General features: G+C 61.0%; 11 protein-coding genes. 8 read left to right on the forward strand and 3 right to left on the reverse strand.

Annotation, left to right across the window (positions count from 1 at the left end; genetic code table 11):
* The first annotated feature begins 10 nt into the window (after positions 1 to 10).
* From BJ917_RS10500 to BJ917_RS10525, 6 genes are all read left to right on the forward strand, one after another.
* Positions 11 to 1738 carry an autotransporter assembly complex family protein gene (locus tag BJ917_RS10500; protein ID WP_096510099.1) on the forward strand — a complete coding sequence of 576 codons (1728 nt, stop codon included), beginning with the start codon at positions 11 to 13 and terminating at the stop codon, positions 1736 to 1738.
* Positions 1735 to 5409: a translocation/assembly module TamB domain-containing protein gene (locus tag BJ917_RS10505; protein ID WP_121103318.1), complete on the forward strand. Its 3675-nt coding sequence runs from the start codon at positions 1735 to 1737 to the stop codon at positions 5407 to 5409. Before BJ917_RS10500 ends, BJ917_RS10505 begins: the two co-directional genes overlap by 4 nt.
* A gap of 234 nt (positions 5410 to 5643) precedes the next feature.
* Positions 5644 to 6126, forward strand: coding sequence for a MarR family winged helix-turn-helix transcriptional regulator (locus tag BJ917_RS10510; protein WP_096510101.1), 483 nt, complete (start codon positions 5644 to 5646; stop codon positions 6124 to 6126).
* Positions 6116 to 7585, forward strand: a complete 1470-nt coding sequence (locus BJ917_RS10515; protein ID WP_121103319.1) for an efflux transporter outer membrane subunit — start codon at positions 6116 to 6118, stop codon at positions 7583 to 7585. Before BJ917_RS10510 ends, BJ917_RS10515 begins: the two co-directional genes overlap by 11 nt.
* 15 nt (positions 7586 to 7600) lie before the next feature.
* Positions 7601 to 8800: an efflux RND transporter periplasmic adaptor subunit gene (locus BJ917_RS10520; RefSeq protein ID WP_121103320.1), complete on the forward strand. Its 1200-nt coding sequence runs from the start codon at positions 7601 to 7603 to the stop codon at positions 8798 to 8800.
* A gap of 159 nt (positions 8801 to 8959) precedes the next feature.
* Positions 8960 to 10492 carry a DHA2 family efflux MFS transporter permease subunit gene (locus BJ917_RS10525; RefSeq protein ID WP_121103321.1) on the forward strand — a complete coding sequence of 511 codons (1533 nt, stop codon included), beginning with the start codon at positions 8960 to 8962 and terminating at the stop codon, positions 10490 to 10492.
* A gap of 122 nt (positions 10493 to 10614) precedes the next feature.
* Here BJ917_RS10525 and lpxH read toward each other — a convergent pair whose 3' ends face one another.
* Both lpxH and BJ917_RS10535 read right to left on the reverse strand, forming a co-directional pair.
* Positions 10615 to 11367, reverse strand: coding sequence for a UDP-2,3-diacylglucosamine diphosphatase (gene lpxH, locus BJ917_RS10530; protein ID WP_121103322.1), 753 nt, complete (start codon positions 11365 to 11367; stop codon positions 10615 to 10617).
* Positions 11364 to 11867 carry a peptidylprolyl isomerase gene (locus BJ917_RS10535; protein WP_095192734.1) on the reverse strand — a complete coding sequence of 168 codons (504 nt, stop codon included), beginning with the start codon at positions 11865 to 11867 and terminating at the stop codon, positions 11364 to 11366. Before BJ917_RS10535 ends, lpxH begins: the two co-directional genes overlap by 4 nt.
* Positions 11868 to 12116: 249 nt before the next feature.
* Between BJ917_RS10535 and BJ917_RS10540 the strand changes: the two genes are divergently transcribed.
* Both BJ917_RS10540 and cysS read left to right on the forward strand, forming a co-directional pair.
* A complete protein-coding gene (locus tag BJ917_RS10540) occupies positions 12117 to 13814 on the forward strand; it encodes a glutamine--tRNA ligase/YqeY domain fusion protein (protein WP_121103323.1) in 1698 nt (565 codons plus the stop codon).
* A 16-nt stretch (positions 13815 to 13830) separates the two neighbouring features.
* A complete protein-coding gene (cysS, locus tag BJ917_RS10545; RefSeq protein ID WP_121103324.1) occupies positions 13831 to 15213 on the forward strand; it encodes a cysteine--tRNA ligase in 1383 nt (460 codons plus the stop codon).
* Positions 15214 to 15401: 188 nt separating this feature from the next.
* On the opposite strand, the gene BJ917_RS10550 is transcribed toward cysS, so the two are convergent.
* Positions 15402 to 17258, reverse strand: coding sequence for a sigma-54-dependent Fis family transcriptional regulator (locus BJ917_RS10550; RefSeq protein WP_121103325.1), 1857 nt, complete (start codon positions 17256 to 17258; stop codon positions 15402 to 15404).
* Positions 17259 to 17584: the final 326 nt, after the last annotated feature.

Consider the following 17584-nt stretch of genomic DNA (forward strand, 5'->3'; position numbering starts at 1 on the left):
ATCCGCGCCTATGAAGTTTCCAGGAAGATTTACCAGTGGCGTGCTCATGCTGATCAGCAGCTGCGCGGCACTGGCCCAAAGTGAATTGGATGTGCGGATCAAACCGTCCAACGATGCACTGAAAGCCAATATAGAGGGCTATATCGGCAGTCTCGGCGATCGTGATGAAGAAGCCTTGTTGCGCTTCAGTCGAGGCGCCGAGGAACAGGCGCGCAAGGCTGCCCAGGCCCTGGGTTATTACCAGCCGCAGATCGACAGCAAAGTGACGGGGGGCAAGACACCGCACCTGATACTGGAAATCGACCCCGGCGAACCAGTGCATCTGCGCAACGTCACCATCCGCGTCGACGGCCCGGCGGCCTCCCTCAAAGCCTTTCGTGTGCCCAAGGGCCATGCGCTGCAAACCGGCGCAGTGCTCAATCATGGCCAATACGAAGACGCCAAGCGACTGATCCAGAATCAGGCCTCGCGCTACGGTTTTTTCAGTGGCCGTTTCACTCGTTCGACGTTGTCGGTCGACCCGCGGGCCGGGGTGGCCGATATCGAATTGATCTACGACAGCGGCCCGCGTTACTCCCTGGGCAAGGTCAGTTTCGAAGGCGACACGCCATTCGACGAAGACCTGCTGCAACGCATGGTGCCGTTCAAAGCCGGTACACCGTATGACTCCGAACTGATCGCCGAACTCAACCAGGCACTGCAATCGAGCGGCTATTTCGAAGGCGTGCGGGTGGATGCCGCGCCGACGGCTTCCAAGGAGGATGTCATCCCGGTGGACGTCAAACTGGAAACCCGCAAGCCACGGACCATGGGCCTCGGGCTTGGTTTTTCCACTGACGTCGGTCCACGGGTCAAGGCCAACTGGACCCGGCATTGGGTCAACCCGCAGGGTCACAGCTATGGCTGGGAGACCGAAATTTCGGCGCCGCGGCAAAACGTCGGGTTGTTCTATGACATTCCGCTGGACCCGCCGCTGACGGACAAACTGCGGTTTGCCGGTGGTTATCAGAACGAAGAAATTGCCGACAAGGACAGCCTCAGCAAGATGCTGACCCTGGGCCCCGAATGGCACAGCAAACTGCCCAGCGGCTGGCAGCGGGTCGTGTCGCTCAAGTGGCAGCGCGAGGAATATCGGCTCGGCGACGACTCCGGGCTCAGTACGTTGCTGATGCCGGGCGTGAGTTATTCGTACCTTAAAAGCGACAACCGCATCGATCCGCACAACGGCTATCGCCTGGCATTCGAAACCAAAGTGGCCAAGGAAGGTTTGGGCTCGGACAACAACCTGGTGTACGGCACGGCGTTGGTCAAAGGCCTGACCACGGTGTTCGACAAACACCGTTTGCTCGGTCGGGTGCAGGTCGGCGGCAGTGCCACCAACGGTTTCAAATCGGTGCCGCCGTCGCTGCGGTTCTTTGCCGGTGGCGACCAGAGCGTGCGCGGTTATGACTATCAGAGCCTGTCCCCGGAAAACAGCGAGGGTGACCGCATCGGCGGCCGCTACATGGTCGCGGCCAGTGCCGAGTACCAATACTCCATCGCCGAAAAGTGGCGGGTCGCGACCTTCGTCGACCAGGGCAACTCCTTCAATACCCTCGATCTGCCGAACCTCAAGACCGGGGTCGGCATTGGCGTGCGCTGGGTCTCGCCGGTAGGACCGATCCGCCTCGACCTGGCCCATGCACTGGACGACGATGGCGGTATTCGTTTGCACTTTTCCATGGGGCCTGAATTGTGAAGCGTGGTTTGACCGTAACGCTGCTGGCGATTCTGACGTTGTTGATGCTGGTGGTCTTGACGTTGGTCACGGTGCTGGGTACAGCGACGGGCAGTCGCTGGGCACTCGGTTTTGTGCCGGGCTTGAGCCTGGACAATTTCCAGGGGCAATTAGGAGGGCAGTGGAGCGCAGACCATGTGCTCTGGCAGCAGGGCACCAGCCGGGTCGAGCTGGACAAAGTAATGTTCGCCTGGTCGCCGTTGTGCCTGACACGCATGACCTTGTGCATCGAACAATTGCAGGCTGATCAGGTCAGCCTGCAATTTCCGCCCGGGGCGCAAGAAGAGAGCAGCGGGCCGATCAGTCTTCCGGATTTGCAGTTGCCCGTGGCGCTCGAACTGGGCGACGTTCGGATCGGCCGCCTGCTGTTCAACGGCAGTGAACAGCTCAAGGGCCTGCAACTGGCGGCGCACTGGACGACCAGCGGCTTGCAGATCGACTTGGTCAGTTTGCAACGCGATGAGCTGAGCCTGAAGCTGTCCGGCCTGCTGCAACCGACCGGCAACTGGCCGCTCAAGGCAGAAGGCAAACTCACGCTTCCTGCGCCAGGCACCGAGCCATGGGCACTGGCCCTGAAAGTCGATGGCGACCTGCTCAAGACCCTGAACCTGAAGGCTGACAGCAGCGGCTACCTGAACGGACAATTGACCGGCGAGCTGCAACCCTTGGTGGAAAACCTGCCAGCCAAGGTGCGGATCACCGCTGACGGCTTCAAGGCCAGCGCCGACTTGCCGGACACCCTGCAACTCAATCAACTGGAACTCACCGGTGCCGGTGACCTGAAAAACGGTTATCAGTTGCTCGGTAAAGCCACGCTGCCTGCCGAACAAGGCCCGGTGGCGCTGATGCTGCAAGGTAAGGTCGACGCCAACGGTGCGCAGATCGCGGCACTGGACCTGACGGCCAACGACAAGCAAAGCCTCAAGCTCACGGGGCAACTGGATTGGAGCAAAGGCTTGAACGCCGAGGCCAAGGTCGATTGGCTGGATTTCCCCTGGCACCGCCTCTATCCATTGATCGATGAGCCGCAAGTGGCCTTGCGCACCTTCAAGGGCGAAGTCTCCTACACCGACGGCCAATACCTCGGCCACTTCGACGCCGTGGCGGATGGCCCGGCCGGAGCGTTCAGCCTGAGCAGCCCGTTCGCCGGGGACCTGACGAAAATCTACCTGCAACAAATTCAATTGACCGCCGGGCAGGGCAAGGCCGAAGGGCACCTGAACCTGCAATTCGCCGATGGCATTGCCTGGGACACCGCGCTGGACCTTTCGGCGATCAACCCGGCGTACTGGGTTGCGGAGCTGCCGGGCATCCTCGCCGGACCGTTGCGCAGCAAAGGCGAGATGAAGAATGAAAAACTCAGCCTGAGCGCCGACCTTGATCTGAAGGGCAAGCTGCGTGGCCAACCGGCAGTATTGCAAGCCAAGGCCGATGGCGGCGGCGAGCTATGGAATCTGAACGCGCTGCAAATCCGTCTGGGCGACAACAGCATCAACGGCAAGGGCAGCCTGCAACAGAAGCTTGTCGGGCAGATCGACATCAAGTTGCCGCGCCTGGCCCAGCTCTGGCCGCAATTGCGCGGCCAGGTCAATGGTCGCGTGGATGTCGCCGGTACGCTCAAGGCGCCCCAAGGCAAGCTCGGGCTGCAAGGTACGCAACTGGCGTTCGCCGACAATCGCCTGCAAAGCCTGAACCTAGACGCCACCCTCGACAGTGCGCAACGGGCGAAAATCGACCTCAAGGGCAGCGGCATCCAGACCGGTGATACCTCGCTCGGCACCTTGACCGCCAGCGGCCAGGGCGACATCAAGAACCAGAAACTGAGCCTCGACCTGCAAGGGCCGAAGCTGAAACTGGCCCTTGGACTGGATGGCGCGCTGGACACCGGCAACTGGCGCGGTCGCCTGGCCAGCGGCGATATCCAGGCCGGTGGCCAGGACTGGAAACTCCAGGGTCCGGCTAAACTGGAGCGGCTGGCGGACGGCCAAATCAACTTTGGCGCCCACTGCTGGATGTCCGGCCAGGCCAGCCTCTGCGGCGAAGATCAGCGGCTGGTGCCTGAGCCGAAGCTGCGTTACCACCTCAAGCAATTCCCGATCGACAGCCTCGCGCAGTGGTTGCCGAAGGATTTCACCTGGCAGGGCCGACTCAACGCCGACGTGCAACTGGACCTGCCGGCCAGCGGTCCGAACGGGCAGATCAGCATCGATGCCAGTGGCGGCACGCTGCGGATCAAGGAAAAGGACCAGTGGCTGGACTTCCCGTATCAGACGCTGAAACTCACTAGCAAACTCACACCCAAGCGCATCGACACCGACCTGAATTTCGTCGGCGGCAAACTCGGCGAATTGATGGTGGAGGCGCAGATCAACCCGCTGCCGAAGAACAAACCGGTGACCGGTTCATTTCGCTTGAGTGGCCTGGATCTGTCGGTGGCGCGTCCGTTTGTGCCCATGGTCGAGAAACTGGCCGGACGTTTGAATGGCAGCGGCACGATTTCTGGCGGATTGCTGGCACCGCAGGTCAGCGGCAATTTGCTGCTCAGTGATGGCGAGGTGTCCGGGCCTGAACTCCCGCTGGCAATCCAGGCCTTGCAACTGCGGGCGGTGATCGCTGGCGAAACCGTGCAACTCAATGGCGATTGGAAAAGCGGCAAGACCGGGCAGGGCAGCCTCAACGGCAATATTGCCTGGGGTCAGGCACTGATGGTTGACCTGGCGCTCAAGGGCTCGCAGTTACCCGTCACCGTCGAACCTTACGCCAAGCTCGAAGTGGCGCCGGACCTGAAGATCTCGATCAAGGACGACAAGCTGGCGGTCGCCGGCAAAGTGCGGGTGCCCAAGGGCGACATCACCATTCGTGAGTTGCCGCCATCGACGGTCAAGGTGTCGGATGACACGGTGATCGTCGGCCAGCAGACCGAAGAGGGCAAGCCGCCGATGGCCACGGTGATGGACATCGATGTGGTGGTGGGGGAAGACAAACTGAGCTTCGCCGGGTTTGGCCTGACGGCGAACCTGCAAGGTCATGTGCACATCGGCGACAACCTCGACACCCGTGGCGAGCTCTGGCTCAACGACGGGCGTTACCGTGCGTACGGCCAGCGCCTGACCGTGCGCCGGGCGCGCCTGTTGTTTGCAGGTCCCATCGATCAGCCGTACCTGGACATCGAAGCGATCCGCCAGACCGACGACGTGATCGCCGGCATTCGCTTGAGCGGCAGTGCCGAGCAGCCGACCACGCAGATTTTCTCCGAGCCGGCCATGAGTCAGGAGCAGGCGTTGTCTTACCTGGTGCTGGGGCGTCCGCTGAGCACCACGGGTGAAGACAACAACATGCTCGCCCAGGCAGCGCTCGGGTTGGGCTTGATGGGCAGTTCGGGGGTGACCGGTGGTCTGGCGAAAAACCTGGGCATCGAGGATTTCCAGCTCGATACCCAGGGCAGCGGCAACACCACCAGCGTGGTCGCCAGCGGCAACCTCTCCGAGAGGCTCAGCCTGCGCTATGGCGTCGGTGTGTTCGAGCCGGCCAACACCATTGCCTTGCGCTACAAGCTGAGCAAAAAGGTCTACCTCGAAGCGGCTGGCGGCGTGGCCAGTTCGCTGGACATCTTCTACAAGCGGGATTTCTAAGCCGCACTATCTACGAACCGAGTCGCTCCCTTCGCGAGCAGGCTCGCTCCCACAAGGATCACGCTGTACCTGTGGGAGCGAGCCTGCTCGCGAAAGCGTCAGTGTGGGCGCCACAAAACCCGACACCATTGGTCAACTATTTACCAAGCAACCTAACTATTACGTTGACATTGGCTGCCTAGGCAGTAACATCTCGACATACATTCACTGCCTAGGCAGCTAACTGGTGGTCAGATGAAGCATTTCTCCCCGGACGATTTCCACAATTGCCATCTCGGTCTGCTGCTCGGGCGCGCTGCGCTGCTCAAGGACAAGATCATCGACACGCACATGGAACCCCACGGCATCACCGCCGCGCAGTTCAAGGTGCTGATCATCATGGCCCAGTTCGGGGTCGATACGCCGGGCGAACTGTGCCGGCACTTGTCCCTGGATAGCGGTTCGATGACCCGCATGCTCGATCGACTGGAACAGAAAGGTTTCCTCGCTCGCCAGCGCTCTGAAGCGGACCGCCGCCAGGTGCGGCTGGTGCTGACCGAAGAGGGGCAGAAACTGGCCGATCGCCTGCCGCACATCGGCGCCGATGCCATGAACGAACTGGCCGGTGCCGTAACTCCGGAAGAGCTGCAAACCCTGGAACGGATCCTCAAGAAAATTTTGCTGGCAGCCGGTGACTCGATCACCTTGCTGCGGGTAGGTGGAAACGATGAACAGTAAGACCCTGCGTACTGGCTTGAGCCTGGTGCTGTTGGCCATGAGCCTGGCCGGTTGCGCCAATTACAGTGGCCTGACCACCGAAGGCGTCAGCCTCGATGCGAAAAGCCTCAAGGCCGGGCAATCCCTTGGCGATGTGAAGCTGTCGCCGGCGGCCTGGCCGAAAAGCGACTGGTGGAAAAACCTCGGCGATCCGCAGCTCGACGGTTTGATCCGCGAAGCCCTGCACGACAGCCCCGACATGCAGATTGCCGACGCCCGTGCCCATCAGGCCAGCGCCGCTGCTTACGCCGCCGATGCCGATCGGATGCCGACCCTCGATGCCAGCGCCGGCGTCAGCCGTTCGCGCCTGGCCCGGGACCAGGACCCGAGCGGGCAGGGCGACCGCTACGCGACGCTGCGCAACATCAGCACCAGCTTCAACTACAACTTCGACCTCTGGGGTGGCCAGCGTGACGCCTGGGAAGCCGCATTGGGCCAGGCCCGGGCTGCCGAAGTGGATCGACAGGCCGCGCAGTTGACCCTGTCCGCCGACGTCGCCCGCGCCTACAGCGATCTGGGCCAGGCGCACATCGTTCATGACCTGTCCGCCGAAGACCTCAAGCGCACCCGGCAAATGCTCGACCTGAGCAAGCGCCGACTGAGCGCCGGGATCGATAGCCAGTACCAGTTCCAGCAGACCGAAAGCCTGGAAGCCACTTCCCAGGCCAATCTGATCGACGCCGAGAAACGCCTGAATAGCGCGAAGATCGCCTTGGCCGTACTGCTGGGCAAGGGCCCGGACCGCGGCAATGAAATCGCCCGGCCGCAAATCCTCAAGGCCAGCGCCGTGGCGTTGCCGTCGGTGCTGCCCGCCGAGTTGCTCGGCCGTCGTCCGGATCTGGTGGCTGCGCGCTGGCGGGTCGAAGCGGCGAGCAAGAACATCGACGCCGGCAAAACCCGCTTCTATCCCAACTTGAACCTCAGTGCCGCCGCCGGTGCCGAATCTTTGTTGGGCGATGCGATGTTCGGTTCGGCGAGCCGCTTTTTCAACATCGCGCCAACCCTTTCCGTGCCGATTTTCGACGGTGGCCGCCTGCGCGCCGACCTCGATTCCCGCGACGCCGACTACGACCTCGCGGTGGCGCAGTACAACAAAAGCCTGGTGAAGGCATTGGGGGATGTCAGCGACAGCATCAACCAATTGCGTGATATCGGCCGGCAAATCGCTGCCCAGCAGCACGCCACCGACATCGCCCAGGATTCTTACAACACCGTGGTCCAGCGGTACGGTTCCGGCATCGGTAACTACCTGGACGTGCTCAGCATCGAGCAGCAATTGCTCCAGGCCCAGCGTCAGCTGGCCAACCTGAATGCCGAGCAGATCGATCTGTCGATCCAACTGATGCAGGCGCTGGGCGGTGGCTTCCAGCCTGAGGCCATGGCCTCGGCCAACGCTGCTCCAGCCACGCTGACTCACTAATTCAAGGTATTTGTCATGGCCACTGCCGAAACAACCCCAACTGAAACACCCCAGGGCAATCCCAACTCGGGCAAACGCAAGTTCATGTTGTTGATCCTTGCCGTCGCTGTCGCGTTGAGCGGCGCTGGTGTCTGGGCTTATCACGAGTTTTATGGTCGCTGGAGCGAAAGCACCGACGACGCCTACGTCAATGGCAACGTGGTGGAAATTACCCCGCTGGTCACTGGCACGGTGGTCAGCATCGGTGCCGATGATGGCGATCTGGTTCATGAAGGCCAGGTGCTGGTGAACTTCGACCCCAACGACGCCGAGATCGGCTTGCAAAACGCCCAGGCACAACTGGCCCGCACCGTGCGCCAGGTGCGCGGCTTGTACAGCAATGTCGATGGCATGAAAGCCCAGGTCAATGCGCAACAGGCCGAAGTGCAGAAGGCCCAGGACAACTTCAATCGGCGGAAAAACCTTGCCGCCGGTGGGGCGATTTCCCAGGAAGAGCTGTCCCACGCCCGCGACGACCTGACCTCGGCGCAGAACGCCCTGGCCGACGTGAAGCAAAAACTGAAGACCACCAGCGCGCTGGTCGACGACACCGTGGTGTCATCGCACCCGGACGTGATGGCCGCCGCCGCGCAATTGCGCCAGGCCTACCTGAACAACGCCCGTAGCACCCTGATCGCGCCGGTCACCGGTTACGTGGCCAAGCGCACCGTGCAACTCGGCCAGCGTGTGCAGCCGGGTACAGCACTGATGGCGGTGATCCCGCTGGATCAGCTGTGGATCGACGCCAACTTCAAGGAAACCCAATTGCGCGACATGCGCATCGGCCAACCGGTGGAAATCGAAACCGACCTTTACGGCAGCAGCGTGAAATACAGCGGCACCATCGACAGTCTCGGCGCCGGTACCGGTAGCGCGTTTGCCTTGCTGCCGGCGCAGAACGCCACGGGTAACTGGATCAAGATCGTGCAGCGGGTGCCGGTGCGGGTTCATGTGAATGCCGAAGAACTGGCCAAACACCCCTTGCGGGTCGGCCTGTCGACCATGGTCGATGTCGATCTGCACGATCAGAGCGGCCCGGTGCTGGCGCAACAGCCACCGCAGAAGGCGTCGTTCAGCACCAGCATCTATGACCGTCAGCTGGCCGAGGCTGACGCGATGATCACGCAACTGATTCACGACAACAGCGCTGCGGTCAGCAAGACCGCCAACCGCTGATTCGCCAAGCATTCATCACACCGGCCCTGTGGGAGCGAGCCTGCTCGCGAATCCGGTGTGTCAGGCGACATCGATGCAGCTGACACGCCGGATTCGCGAGCAGGCTCGCTCCCACAGGGGGTTAGCTGTGACCGACCGCCCTGTTTCATAGGATTCGCGATGAGCAATAACGCGTCTTTCACGCCACCCAGCCTGGTGCTCAGCACCATCGGCCTGTCGCTGGCGACCTTCATGCAAGTGCTCGATACCACCATCGCCAACGTGGCGCTGCCGACGATTTCCGGGAACCTGGGCGTGAGTTCGGAACAGGGCACCTGGGTGATCACCTCGTTTGCGGTGAGCAACGCGATTGCGCTGCCGTTGACCGGTTGGCTCAGCCGGCGTTTCGGCGAGGTGAAGCTGTTTATCTGGGCGACGCTGCTGTTCGTGCTGGCGTCATTCCTGTGCGGGATTTCTACCACCATGCCGGAACTGGTGGGCTTTCGGGTCCTGCAAGGGGTGGTGGCGGGGCCGTTGTACCCGATGACCCAGACGCTGCTAATTGCGGTCTACCCCCCGGCGAAACGGGGGATGGCCCTGGCGTTGTTGGCGATGGTGACGGTGGTGGCGCCGATTGCCGGGCCGATCCTCGGTGGCTGGATCACCGACAGCTATAGCTGGCCGTGGATCTTCTTCATCAACGTGCCCATTGGCCTGTTCGCCGCGTGGGTGGTCACGCAACAGATGAAGAAGCGTCCGGTGGTCACCAGCCGCCAACCCATGGATTACGTTGGCCTGATCGCGTTGATCATCGGCGTCGGTGCGTTGCAGATTGTCCTCGACAAAGGCAATGACGCCGATTGGTTCGAATCCAGCTTCATCATTATCGGCTCGGTGATTTCCGTGGTCGCCCTGGCGTTCTTCGTGATCTGGGAAATGACCGATGAGCACCCGGTGGTGAACCTGCGGCTGTTTGCCCACCGCAACTTCCGCTACGGCACCATCGTGTTGATTCTGGGCTATGCCGGGTTCTTCGGGATCAATCTGATTCTGCCGCAATGGTTGCAGACACGCTTGGGGTACACCGCGACCTGGGCCGGTTTCGCCGTGGCGCCGTTGGGCATCCTGCCGGTGCTGCTGTCACCGTTCGTCGGCAAATACGCACCGCGCTTCGACATGCGGGTGCTGGCGGGCGGGGCGTTCCTGGCTATTGGCCTGAGCTGCTTCATGCGTGCCGGGTTCACCAATGAAGTGGACTTCCAGCACATCGCCATGGTGCAACTGTTCATGGGTATTGGCGTGGCGCTGTTCTTCATGCCGACCCTGACCATCCTGCTGTCGGACCTGCCACCGCACCAGATTGCCGACGGCTCGGGCCTGGCCACGTTCCTGCGAACCTTGGGCGGCAGCTTCGCGGCATCGTTGACCACCTGGATCTGGATCCGCCGCGCCGACCAGCACCATGCCTACCTGACCGAAAGCATCACCCCGTTCGATCCGGCGACCCGCGAAGCGCTGACCCATCTGGGCGGGGCAGGGGCCAAGGCGTACACGCAGCTGGAGCAGACGGTGGTCAGCCAGGCGTACATCATGTCCACGGTGGATTACTTCACCTTGCTGGGCTGGATGTTCATGGGCTTGATCCTGATCGTGTGGCTGGCCAAGCCGCCGTTTACCGCGAAAGCAGGCCCTGCGGCCTCCGCGGGCCACTAAACACCACATAACCCCTGTGGGAGCGAGCCTGCTCGCGAAGAGGGAGTGTCAGCTACATCAATGTCGCCTGACACACCGCATTCGCGAGCAGGCTCGCTCCCACAGTGGATATGTGTTCGGTGTTAGAGAGTGGGCGCTGCCAACTGCGGCGGCGGGGCAAAATCAAACGGCGCCAGCGCAAACCCCTGCTCATCCACCTGCAACGCCCACCCCTGACGATCCCAGTCCCCCAGCACAATGCGCCGGGCCGCCTGATCGCCAAGTTGCAACTTGTGGATGGCCGGGCGGTGGGTGTGGCCATGGATCAGGGTTTTCACCCCGTACTTGCGCATGATTTGCGGAATCTCTTCGGGCGTGACATCGACGATGTCATTGGCCTTCATCCGCGTTTGCGCACGGCTTTCACTGCGCAGCTTGCGCGCCAGCTTATGCCGGGTGCTCAACGGCAGATGCCGCAGGATGAACAGGCTGATGGGATTGCGCAGGTAGCGACGCAGCTTCATATAGGCTTCGTCGCGGGTGCAAAGGCTGTCGCCGTGCATCAACAGCACCGGCTCGCCGTTGAACTGCACGACACTCGGGTCTTTCAGCAGGGTGCAGCCGGCCTGTTTGCAGAAGGCCCGGCCGAGCATGAAATCGCGATTGCCGTGCATCAGGAAAATGGCTGTGCCGCTGTCGCTAAAATCGCGCAGGGCCTGGCAGATGGAGCGCTGGAAAGGGGTCATGGCGTCATCGCCAATCCACACCTCGAAAAAGTCGCCCAGAATGTACAGCGCACTCGCCGAGCGGGCGCGTCCGGCGAGCAAATCCAGAAACGCCCGGGTGATGTCCGGGCGCTCCTCTTCCAGATGCAAGTCTGAAATCAGCAATATCACTCAATGATCTCGGCTTTCTCGATGATCACGTCGTCTGCCGGTACGTCCTGGTGGCCGGACTTGGAAGTGGTGGCCACACCTTTGATCTTGTCGACAACGTCGGTGCCGGCGGTCACTTTACCGAATACCGCGTAGCCCCAGCCTTGTACGTTCTTGCCGCTGTGGTTCAGGAAGCTGTTGTCAGCCACGTTGATGAAGAACTGGGCGGAAGCCGAATGCGGCTCCATGGTACGGGCCATGGCAACGGTGTATTTGTCGTTGGAAAGACCGTTGTCAGCTTCGTTCTGGATGCTCGGGCGCTTGTCTTTCTTTTCTTTCATGCCAGGCTCGAAACCGCCGCCCTGAATCATGAAGTTGCCGATGACACGGTGGAAAACGGTGTTTTCGTAGTGGCCGGCCTTGACGTATTCAACGAAGTTGGCAACGGTGATCGGTGCCTTTTCAGCGTTCAGTTCGAGGACGATGTCGCCGAAGTTGGTGGTCAATTTGACTTGGGTCATGTTGGCTACTCTTTCAAGGAATTCGTGGGTGTCGAGGCAGCGCGGCCCCTTACCGTGTTGGTCTGTTTCGACCAAGGAGCGCAGTTTAGCGCGACAGGCGCGAATTTCGAGGCTGTTTTTCATTTGCATCCGATTAAATGCAGCCGTTTTCGGGCCTGCTCTGTCAGCGGCTTGACGGCATCGGCTATGATAGCGGCTTTGTTTTGTCCGGCCTTCACGCAGGCCATGCACTTGTACGCCAAGGATCCTATGAGCAAGCCCACTGTCGACCCTACCTCGAATTCCAAGACCGGCCCTGCCGTGCCGGTCAACTTCCTGCGGCCGATCATCCAGGCAGACCTGGACTCGGGCAAGCACACGCAGATCGTCACCCGTTTCCCGCCTGAGCCCAACGGCTACCTGCACATCGGTCACGCCAAGTCGATCTGTGTGAACTTCGGCCTGGCCCAGGAGTTCGGCGGCGTCACGCACCTGCGTTTCGACGACACCAACCCGGCCAAGGAAGACCAGGAATACATCGACGCAATCGAAAGCGACGTCAAGTGGCTGGGCTTCGAGTGGTCCGGTGAAGTGCGTTATGCCTCGCAGTATTTCGACCAGTTGCACGACTGGGCCGTCGAACTGATCAAGTCCGGCAAAGCCTATGTCGACGACCTGACGCCTGAACAAGCCAAGGAATACCGTGGCAGCCTGACCGAGCCTGGCAAAAACAGCCCGTTCCGCGACCGCAGCGTCGAAGAGAACCTGGACCTGTTCGCCCGCATGAAGGCCGGCGAGTTCAAGGACGGCGCCCGTGTGCTGCGCGCGAAGATCGACATGGCCTCGCCGAACATGAACCTGCGCGACCCGATCATGTACCGCATCCGTCACGCTCATCACCACCAGACCGGCGACAAGTGGTGCATCTACCCGAACTACGACTTCACCCACGGTCAGTCGGACGCCATCGAAGGCATCACCCACTCGATCTGCACCCTGGAGTTTGAAAGCCACCGTCCGCTGTACGAGTGGTTCCTCGAAAACCTACCGGTGCCGGCCAACCCGCGCCAGTATGAGTTCAGCCGCCTGAACCTGAACTACACCATTACCAGCAAGCGCAAGCTCAAGCAGTTGGTCGATGAAAAGCACGTCAATGGCTGGGACGATCCGCGCATGTCCACACTGTCGGGCTTCCGCCGCCGCGGCTACACGCCGAAATCGATCCGCAACTTCTGCGAAATGATCGGCACCAACCGTTCCGACGGCGTGGTGGACTTCGGCATGCTCGAATTCAGCATCCGCGACGACCTCGACCACAGCGCGCCACGCGCCATGTGCGTGCTGCGTCCCCTGAAAGTCGTGATCACCAACTACCCGGAAGGCCAGATCGAGAACCTCGAACTGCCGTGCCACCCGAAAGAAGACATGGGCGTGCGCAAGCTGCCATTCGCCCGTGAGATCTACATCGACCGTGAAGACTTCATGGAAGAGCCGCCAAAAGGCTACAAGCGCCTGGAGCCGGCCGGTGAAGTGCGTCTGCGCGGCAGCTATGTGATCCGTGCCGACGAAGCGATCAAGGACGCCGACGGCAACATCGTCGAGCTGCGCTGCTCGTACGACCCGGACACCCTGGGCAAGAACCCTGAGGGGCGCAAGGTCAAGGGCGTGATCCACTGGGTGCCGGCCGCCGCCAGCGTCGAGTGCGAAGTGCGCCTGTACGACCGTCTGTTCCGCTCCGCCAACCCGGAGAAAGCCGAGGACAGCGCGAGTTTCCTGGACAACATCAACCCGAATTCACTGCAAGTGCTGACCGGTTGTCGTGCCGAGCCTTCGCTGGGCAACGCACAGCCGGAAGACCGTTTCCAGTTCGAGCGCGAAGGTTACTTCGTCGCGGATATCAAGGACTCGAAACCCGGTCAGCCGGTATTCAACCGTACCGTGACCCTGCGTGATTCGTGGGGCCAGTGATTCAAGGATTTAAGACGTGCTAACGATCTACAACACGCTCACCAAGAGCAAAGAAGTCTTCAAGCCGCTCGATGGCAACAAGGTGCGCATGTACGTGTGCGGCATGACCGTGTACGACTACTGCCACCTGGGCCACGGCCGCAGCATGGTCGCCTTCGACCTGGTGACCCGCTGGCTGCGCTTTAGCGGCTACGATCTGACTTATGTGCGCAATATCACCGACATTGACGACAAGATCATCAATCGCGCCAACGAGAACGGCGAGTCCTTCGAAGCCTTGACCGAGCGCATGATCGCGGCGATGCACGAAGATGAAGCGCGCCTGAACATCAAGAAGCCGAACATGGAGCCGCGTGCCACGGACCACATTCCTGGCATGCACGCGATGATCCAGACCCTGATCGACAAGGGTTACGCCTATGCGCCGGGCAATGGCGACGTGTACTACCGCGTCGGCAAGTTCATGGGCTACGGCAAGCTGTCGCGCAAGAAGATCGAAGACCTGCGCATCGGTGCGCGCATCGAAGTCGACGAGTCCAAGCAGGACCCGCTGGACTTCGTGCTGTGGAAAGCTGCCAAGCCGGGCGAGCCGAGCTGGGAATCGCCGTGGGGCGCCGGGCGTCCGGGCTGGCACATCGAGTGCTCGGTGATGTCCACCTGCTGCCTCGGTGAGACCTTCGACATTCATGGCGGCGGCAGTGATCTGGAGTTCCCGCACCACGAAAACGAAATCGCCCAGAGCGAAGCGGCCACTGGCAAGACGTACGCCAATGCGTGGATGCATTGCGGCATGATCCGCATCAATGGCGAGAAGATGTCCAAGTCCTTGAACAACTTCTTCACCATTCGCGACGTGCTCGACAAGTACCACCCGGAAGTCGTGCGTTACCTGCTGGTGTCGAGCCACTACCGCAGCGCGATCAACTACTCGGAAGACAACCTCAAGGACGCCAAGGGCGCCCTGGAGCGTTTCTACCACGCGTTGAAAGGCCTGCCGAACGTGGCGCCGGCGGGTGGCGAAGCGTTCGTCGAGCGTTTTACCACGGTGATGAACGACGACTTCGGCACGCCGGAAGCCTGCGCGGTGCTGTTCGAGATGGTGCGTGAGATCAACCGCCTGCGCGAGAGCGATCTCGATGCGGCGGCCGGTCTGGCGGCGCGCTTGAAGGAACTGGCCAGTGTGCTCGGTGTGTTGCAGCTCGAAGCCGATGATTTCCTGCAAGCAGGCGCCGAAGGGCGTGTGGACGCAGCTGAAGTCGAAGCGCTGATCGCTGCACGCCTGGCAGCGCGTGCTGGTAAAGACTGGGCCGAATCGGACCGCATCCGCGACCAGCTCACCGCCATGGGCGTGGTGCTGGAAGACGGCAAGGGTGGCACGACCTGGCGTCTGGCTGACTGATTGCCGTATTGGCTATAAAACAAAACCCGCCTTGTGCGGGTTTTTGTTTTTTGGACAGGAGTGCATCGTTATCTGAGGTGACGCCATCGCGGGCAAGCCTTGCTCCCACAGGGATGAGTCGTGTCCGAAACGTGTGGACGACGAAATCCTGTGGGAGCAAGGCTTGCCCGCGATTGACTGCGCAGCAGTCAGCTTTCTGATTGGCGCAACCTCTTATAGAGGGTATTTCGACTAACCCCCAACCGCCGCGCCAGATGGGAAATATTCCCCCCAACCGCCCGCAACTGCCGATTCAAATCCTCGGCATCATCAAGATCCACCGCCAGCGGTTCCGGTGCCTCGACCGGCTCCATCTCCAGATCGACAAAAAAATCATCCGGCAAATGCTCCGGTCGCACCGGTTGTTCCTCGGCCATGGCCAGCGCCACCTGCATCACACTGCTGACCTGGCGCAAATTCCCCGGCCACGGATGGCGATCGAACAGTTCCAATACCTCTCGGCTCAAGCCGGCCCACTGGCTCGGTTCGCGGTGCTGCTCCCACAGACGCTTGAACAACGCCTGCTTGTCGCTGCGCTCACGCAGTGGCGGCAATTCCAGGGTCAAGCCGCCGATGCGGTAATACAAATCCTCACGGAAACGCCCCAACTGCATCTGTTCGCGCAGCGAGCGGTTGGTCGCGGAAATGATGCGGATGTCCACCGGGAACAACTCGCTGCTGCCCACCGGCTGCACGCAACGTTCCTGCAACACCCGCAGCAATCGCGCCTGGGTTGGCAGCGGCATGTCGCCGATTTCGTCGAGGAACAGCGTGCCTTTGTCTGCCTTGCGAATCAGTCCGATACTGCCTTTCTGATTGGCGCCAGTGAACGCGCCTTTCTCATATCCGAACAACTCGGACTCCACCAGTTCGGCGGGGATCGCCGCACAGTTGACGGCAATGAACGGTTGTTTGCTGCGAGAGCTGGCTTGGTGCAGGGCCTTGACGAAGACTTCCTTGCCGACCCCGGTCTCACCATGGATCAACAGCGGAATGTCCTTTTCCAGCAAGCGTTCGGCCTGGCGCACGGCTTTTTCCACGCGGCTGTCGCCGAAGTGCAGGGTGTTGAGGCTGATGGCGGCCGGGGCGGGTGCCGCCACGGCAGGTTCCGCATTCTTTGCTTCAGAAAACAGTCTCGCCTGAATCGGCGCCTGTTGCGGCCGTTTCAGCAGGCACTGGAAGCGATTGCGTCCAGAGGCTTGCAGAGAGAAGGGCAACCCCTCGGGTTGATTCAGCAGTTCCAGTAGCGACACCTTGAACAGGCTCTCGACACTGACCCGCGACAATCGCACGCCCAGCAGATTGTCAGCGCGACGGTTGGCGGACAGCACCTGGCCGCTCTCATCGAAAATCAACAACCCGGCCCACTGGCTGTCGAGGTTGTTCAGGCCGGTGTTGAAGGTCAGCTGGAAATGCTGGCCGTGGAACAGGTTGAGGATCAGCCGGTTTTCCACGGTCTGGCTCATCATCTTGACCATGCCCAGGGTATGGGATGGCGGCAGGTAGCTGTCGCTGGACACGTCCAGCACTGCAATTACCTTGCGCTCGGCGTCGAAAATCGGCGCGGCGGAACCGGTCATGAAGCGATTGGCCTTGAGGAAGTGTTCATCGTGCTCGATGTGCACCGCCTGCTCGCAAGCCAGCGCGGTACCGATGGCGTTGGTGCCGCTGCAACGCTCCATCCAGCTGGCGCCGGCGCTGAAGCCGCGGGTCAGGCTCGGTTCGATAAAACGCTGGGTACCCCAGGAGGTCAGCACCTGGCCCTGGTTGTCGGCGAGCATGATCAGGCAGTTGGAATTGCTGAGGATGTTCTCGTAATACGGCAGCACTTCCTGATGGGTGGTCTGTACCAGTGAGTGCTGGCTTTCCAGCAGCTGTGCGATGCCTTCGGCCGGTAGCTGGTCGAACGCCGGAGCGCTCTGATGATCAAGGCCGAACGCGCGGCAGCGTTTCCAGGAGTCCTGGATGATGGCGTCATGGGATAACGCGGGGGCAGGTGCGGCCATTGAAGTCAGCCTCTGATTGACGCTTTTATTGTTGTTATAGGCAGTCCTCTGTGGGAGCGAGCCTGCTCGCGAAAGCGGTGGGTCAGGCAACTCAATGTCGACTGACACTCCCTCTTCGCGAGCAGGCTCGCTCCCACAGGTTTTGTCATTCTGGCTTCGTTCCAGCGGCGACAAAAGCATCCATAGAGTGTTGTTCACTAATGTTCATTGTCAATCGTTGAACTGTTCAGTTGTTCAGTCTCGATTGTTCATTTGTGTTCAGCATCGAACGCGGATTTTCGGCAATTTCAAAGATTTTCCAAACAGATCAATGGCTTGAAATTTTT

Source organism: Pseudomonas sp. WPR_5_2 (assembly GCF_003634475.1).
Taxonomy (GTDB): Bacteria; Pseudomonadota; Gammaproteobacteria; order Pseudomonadales; family Pseudomonadaceae; genus Aquipseudomonas; species Aquipseudomonas izuensis.

Bases quoted from the DNA above. Each gene is read 5' to 3' on its own strand.
- BJ917_RS10520 (WP_121103320.1), top strand. From the start codon at position 7,601: ATGGCCACTGCCGAAACAACCCCAACTGAAACACCCCAGGGCAATCCC.
- BJ917_RS10535 (WP_095192734.1), bottom strand. From the start codon at position 11,867: ATGACCCAAGTCAAATTGACCACCAACTTCGGCGACATCGTCCTCGAA.
- BJ917_RS10550 (WP_121103325.1), bottom strand. From the start codon at position 17,258: ATGGCCGCACCTGCCCCCGCGTTATCCCATGACGCCATCATCCAGGAC.
- BJ917_RS10500 (WP_096510099.1), top strand. From the start codon at position 11: ATGAAGTTTCCAGGAAGATTTACCAGTGGCGTGCTCATGCTGATCAGC.
- BJ917_RS10540 (WP_121103323.1), top strand. From the start codon at position 12,117: ATGAGCAAGCCCACTGTCGACCCTACCTCGAATTCCAAGACCGGCCCT.
- BJ917_RS10515 (WP_121103319.1), top strand. From the start codon at position 6,116: ATGAACAGTAAGACCCTGCGTACTGGCTTGAGCCTGGTGCTGTTGGCC.
- BJ917_RS10525 (WP_121103321.1), top strand. From the start codon at position 8,960: ATGAGCAATAACGCGTCTTTCACGCCACCCAGCCTGGTGCTCAGCACC.
- BJ917_RS10510 (WP_096510101.1), top strand. From the start codon at position 5,644: ATGAAGCATTTCTCCCCGGACGATTTCCACAATTGCCATCTCGGTCTG.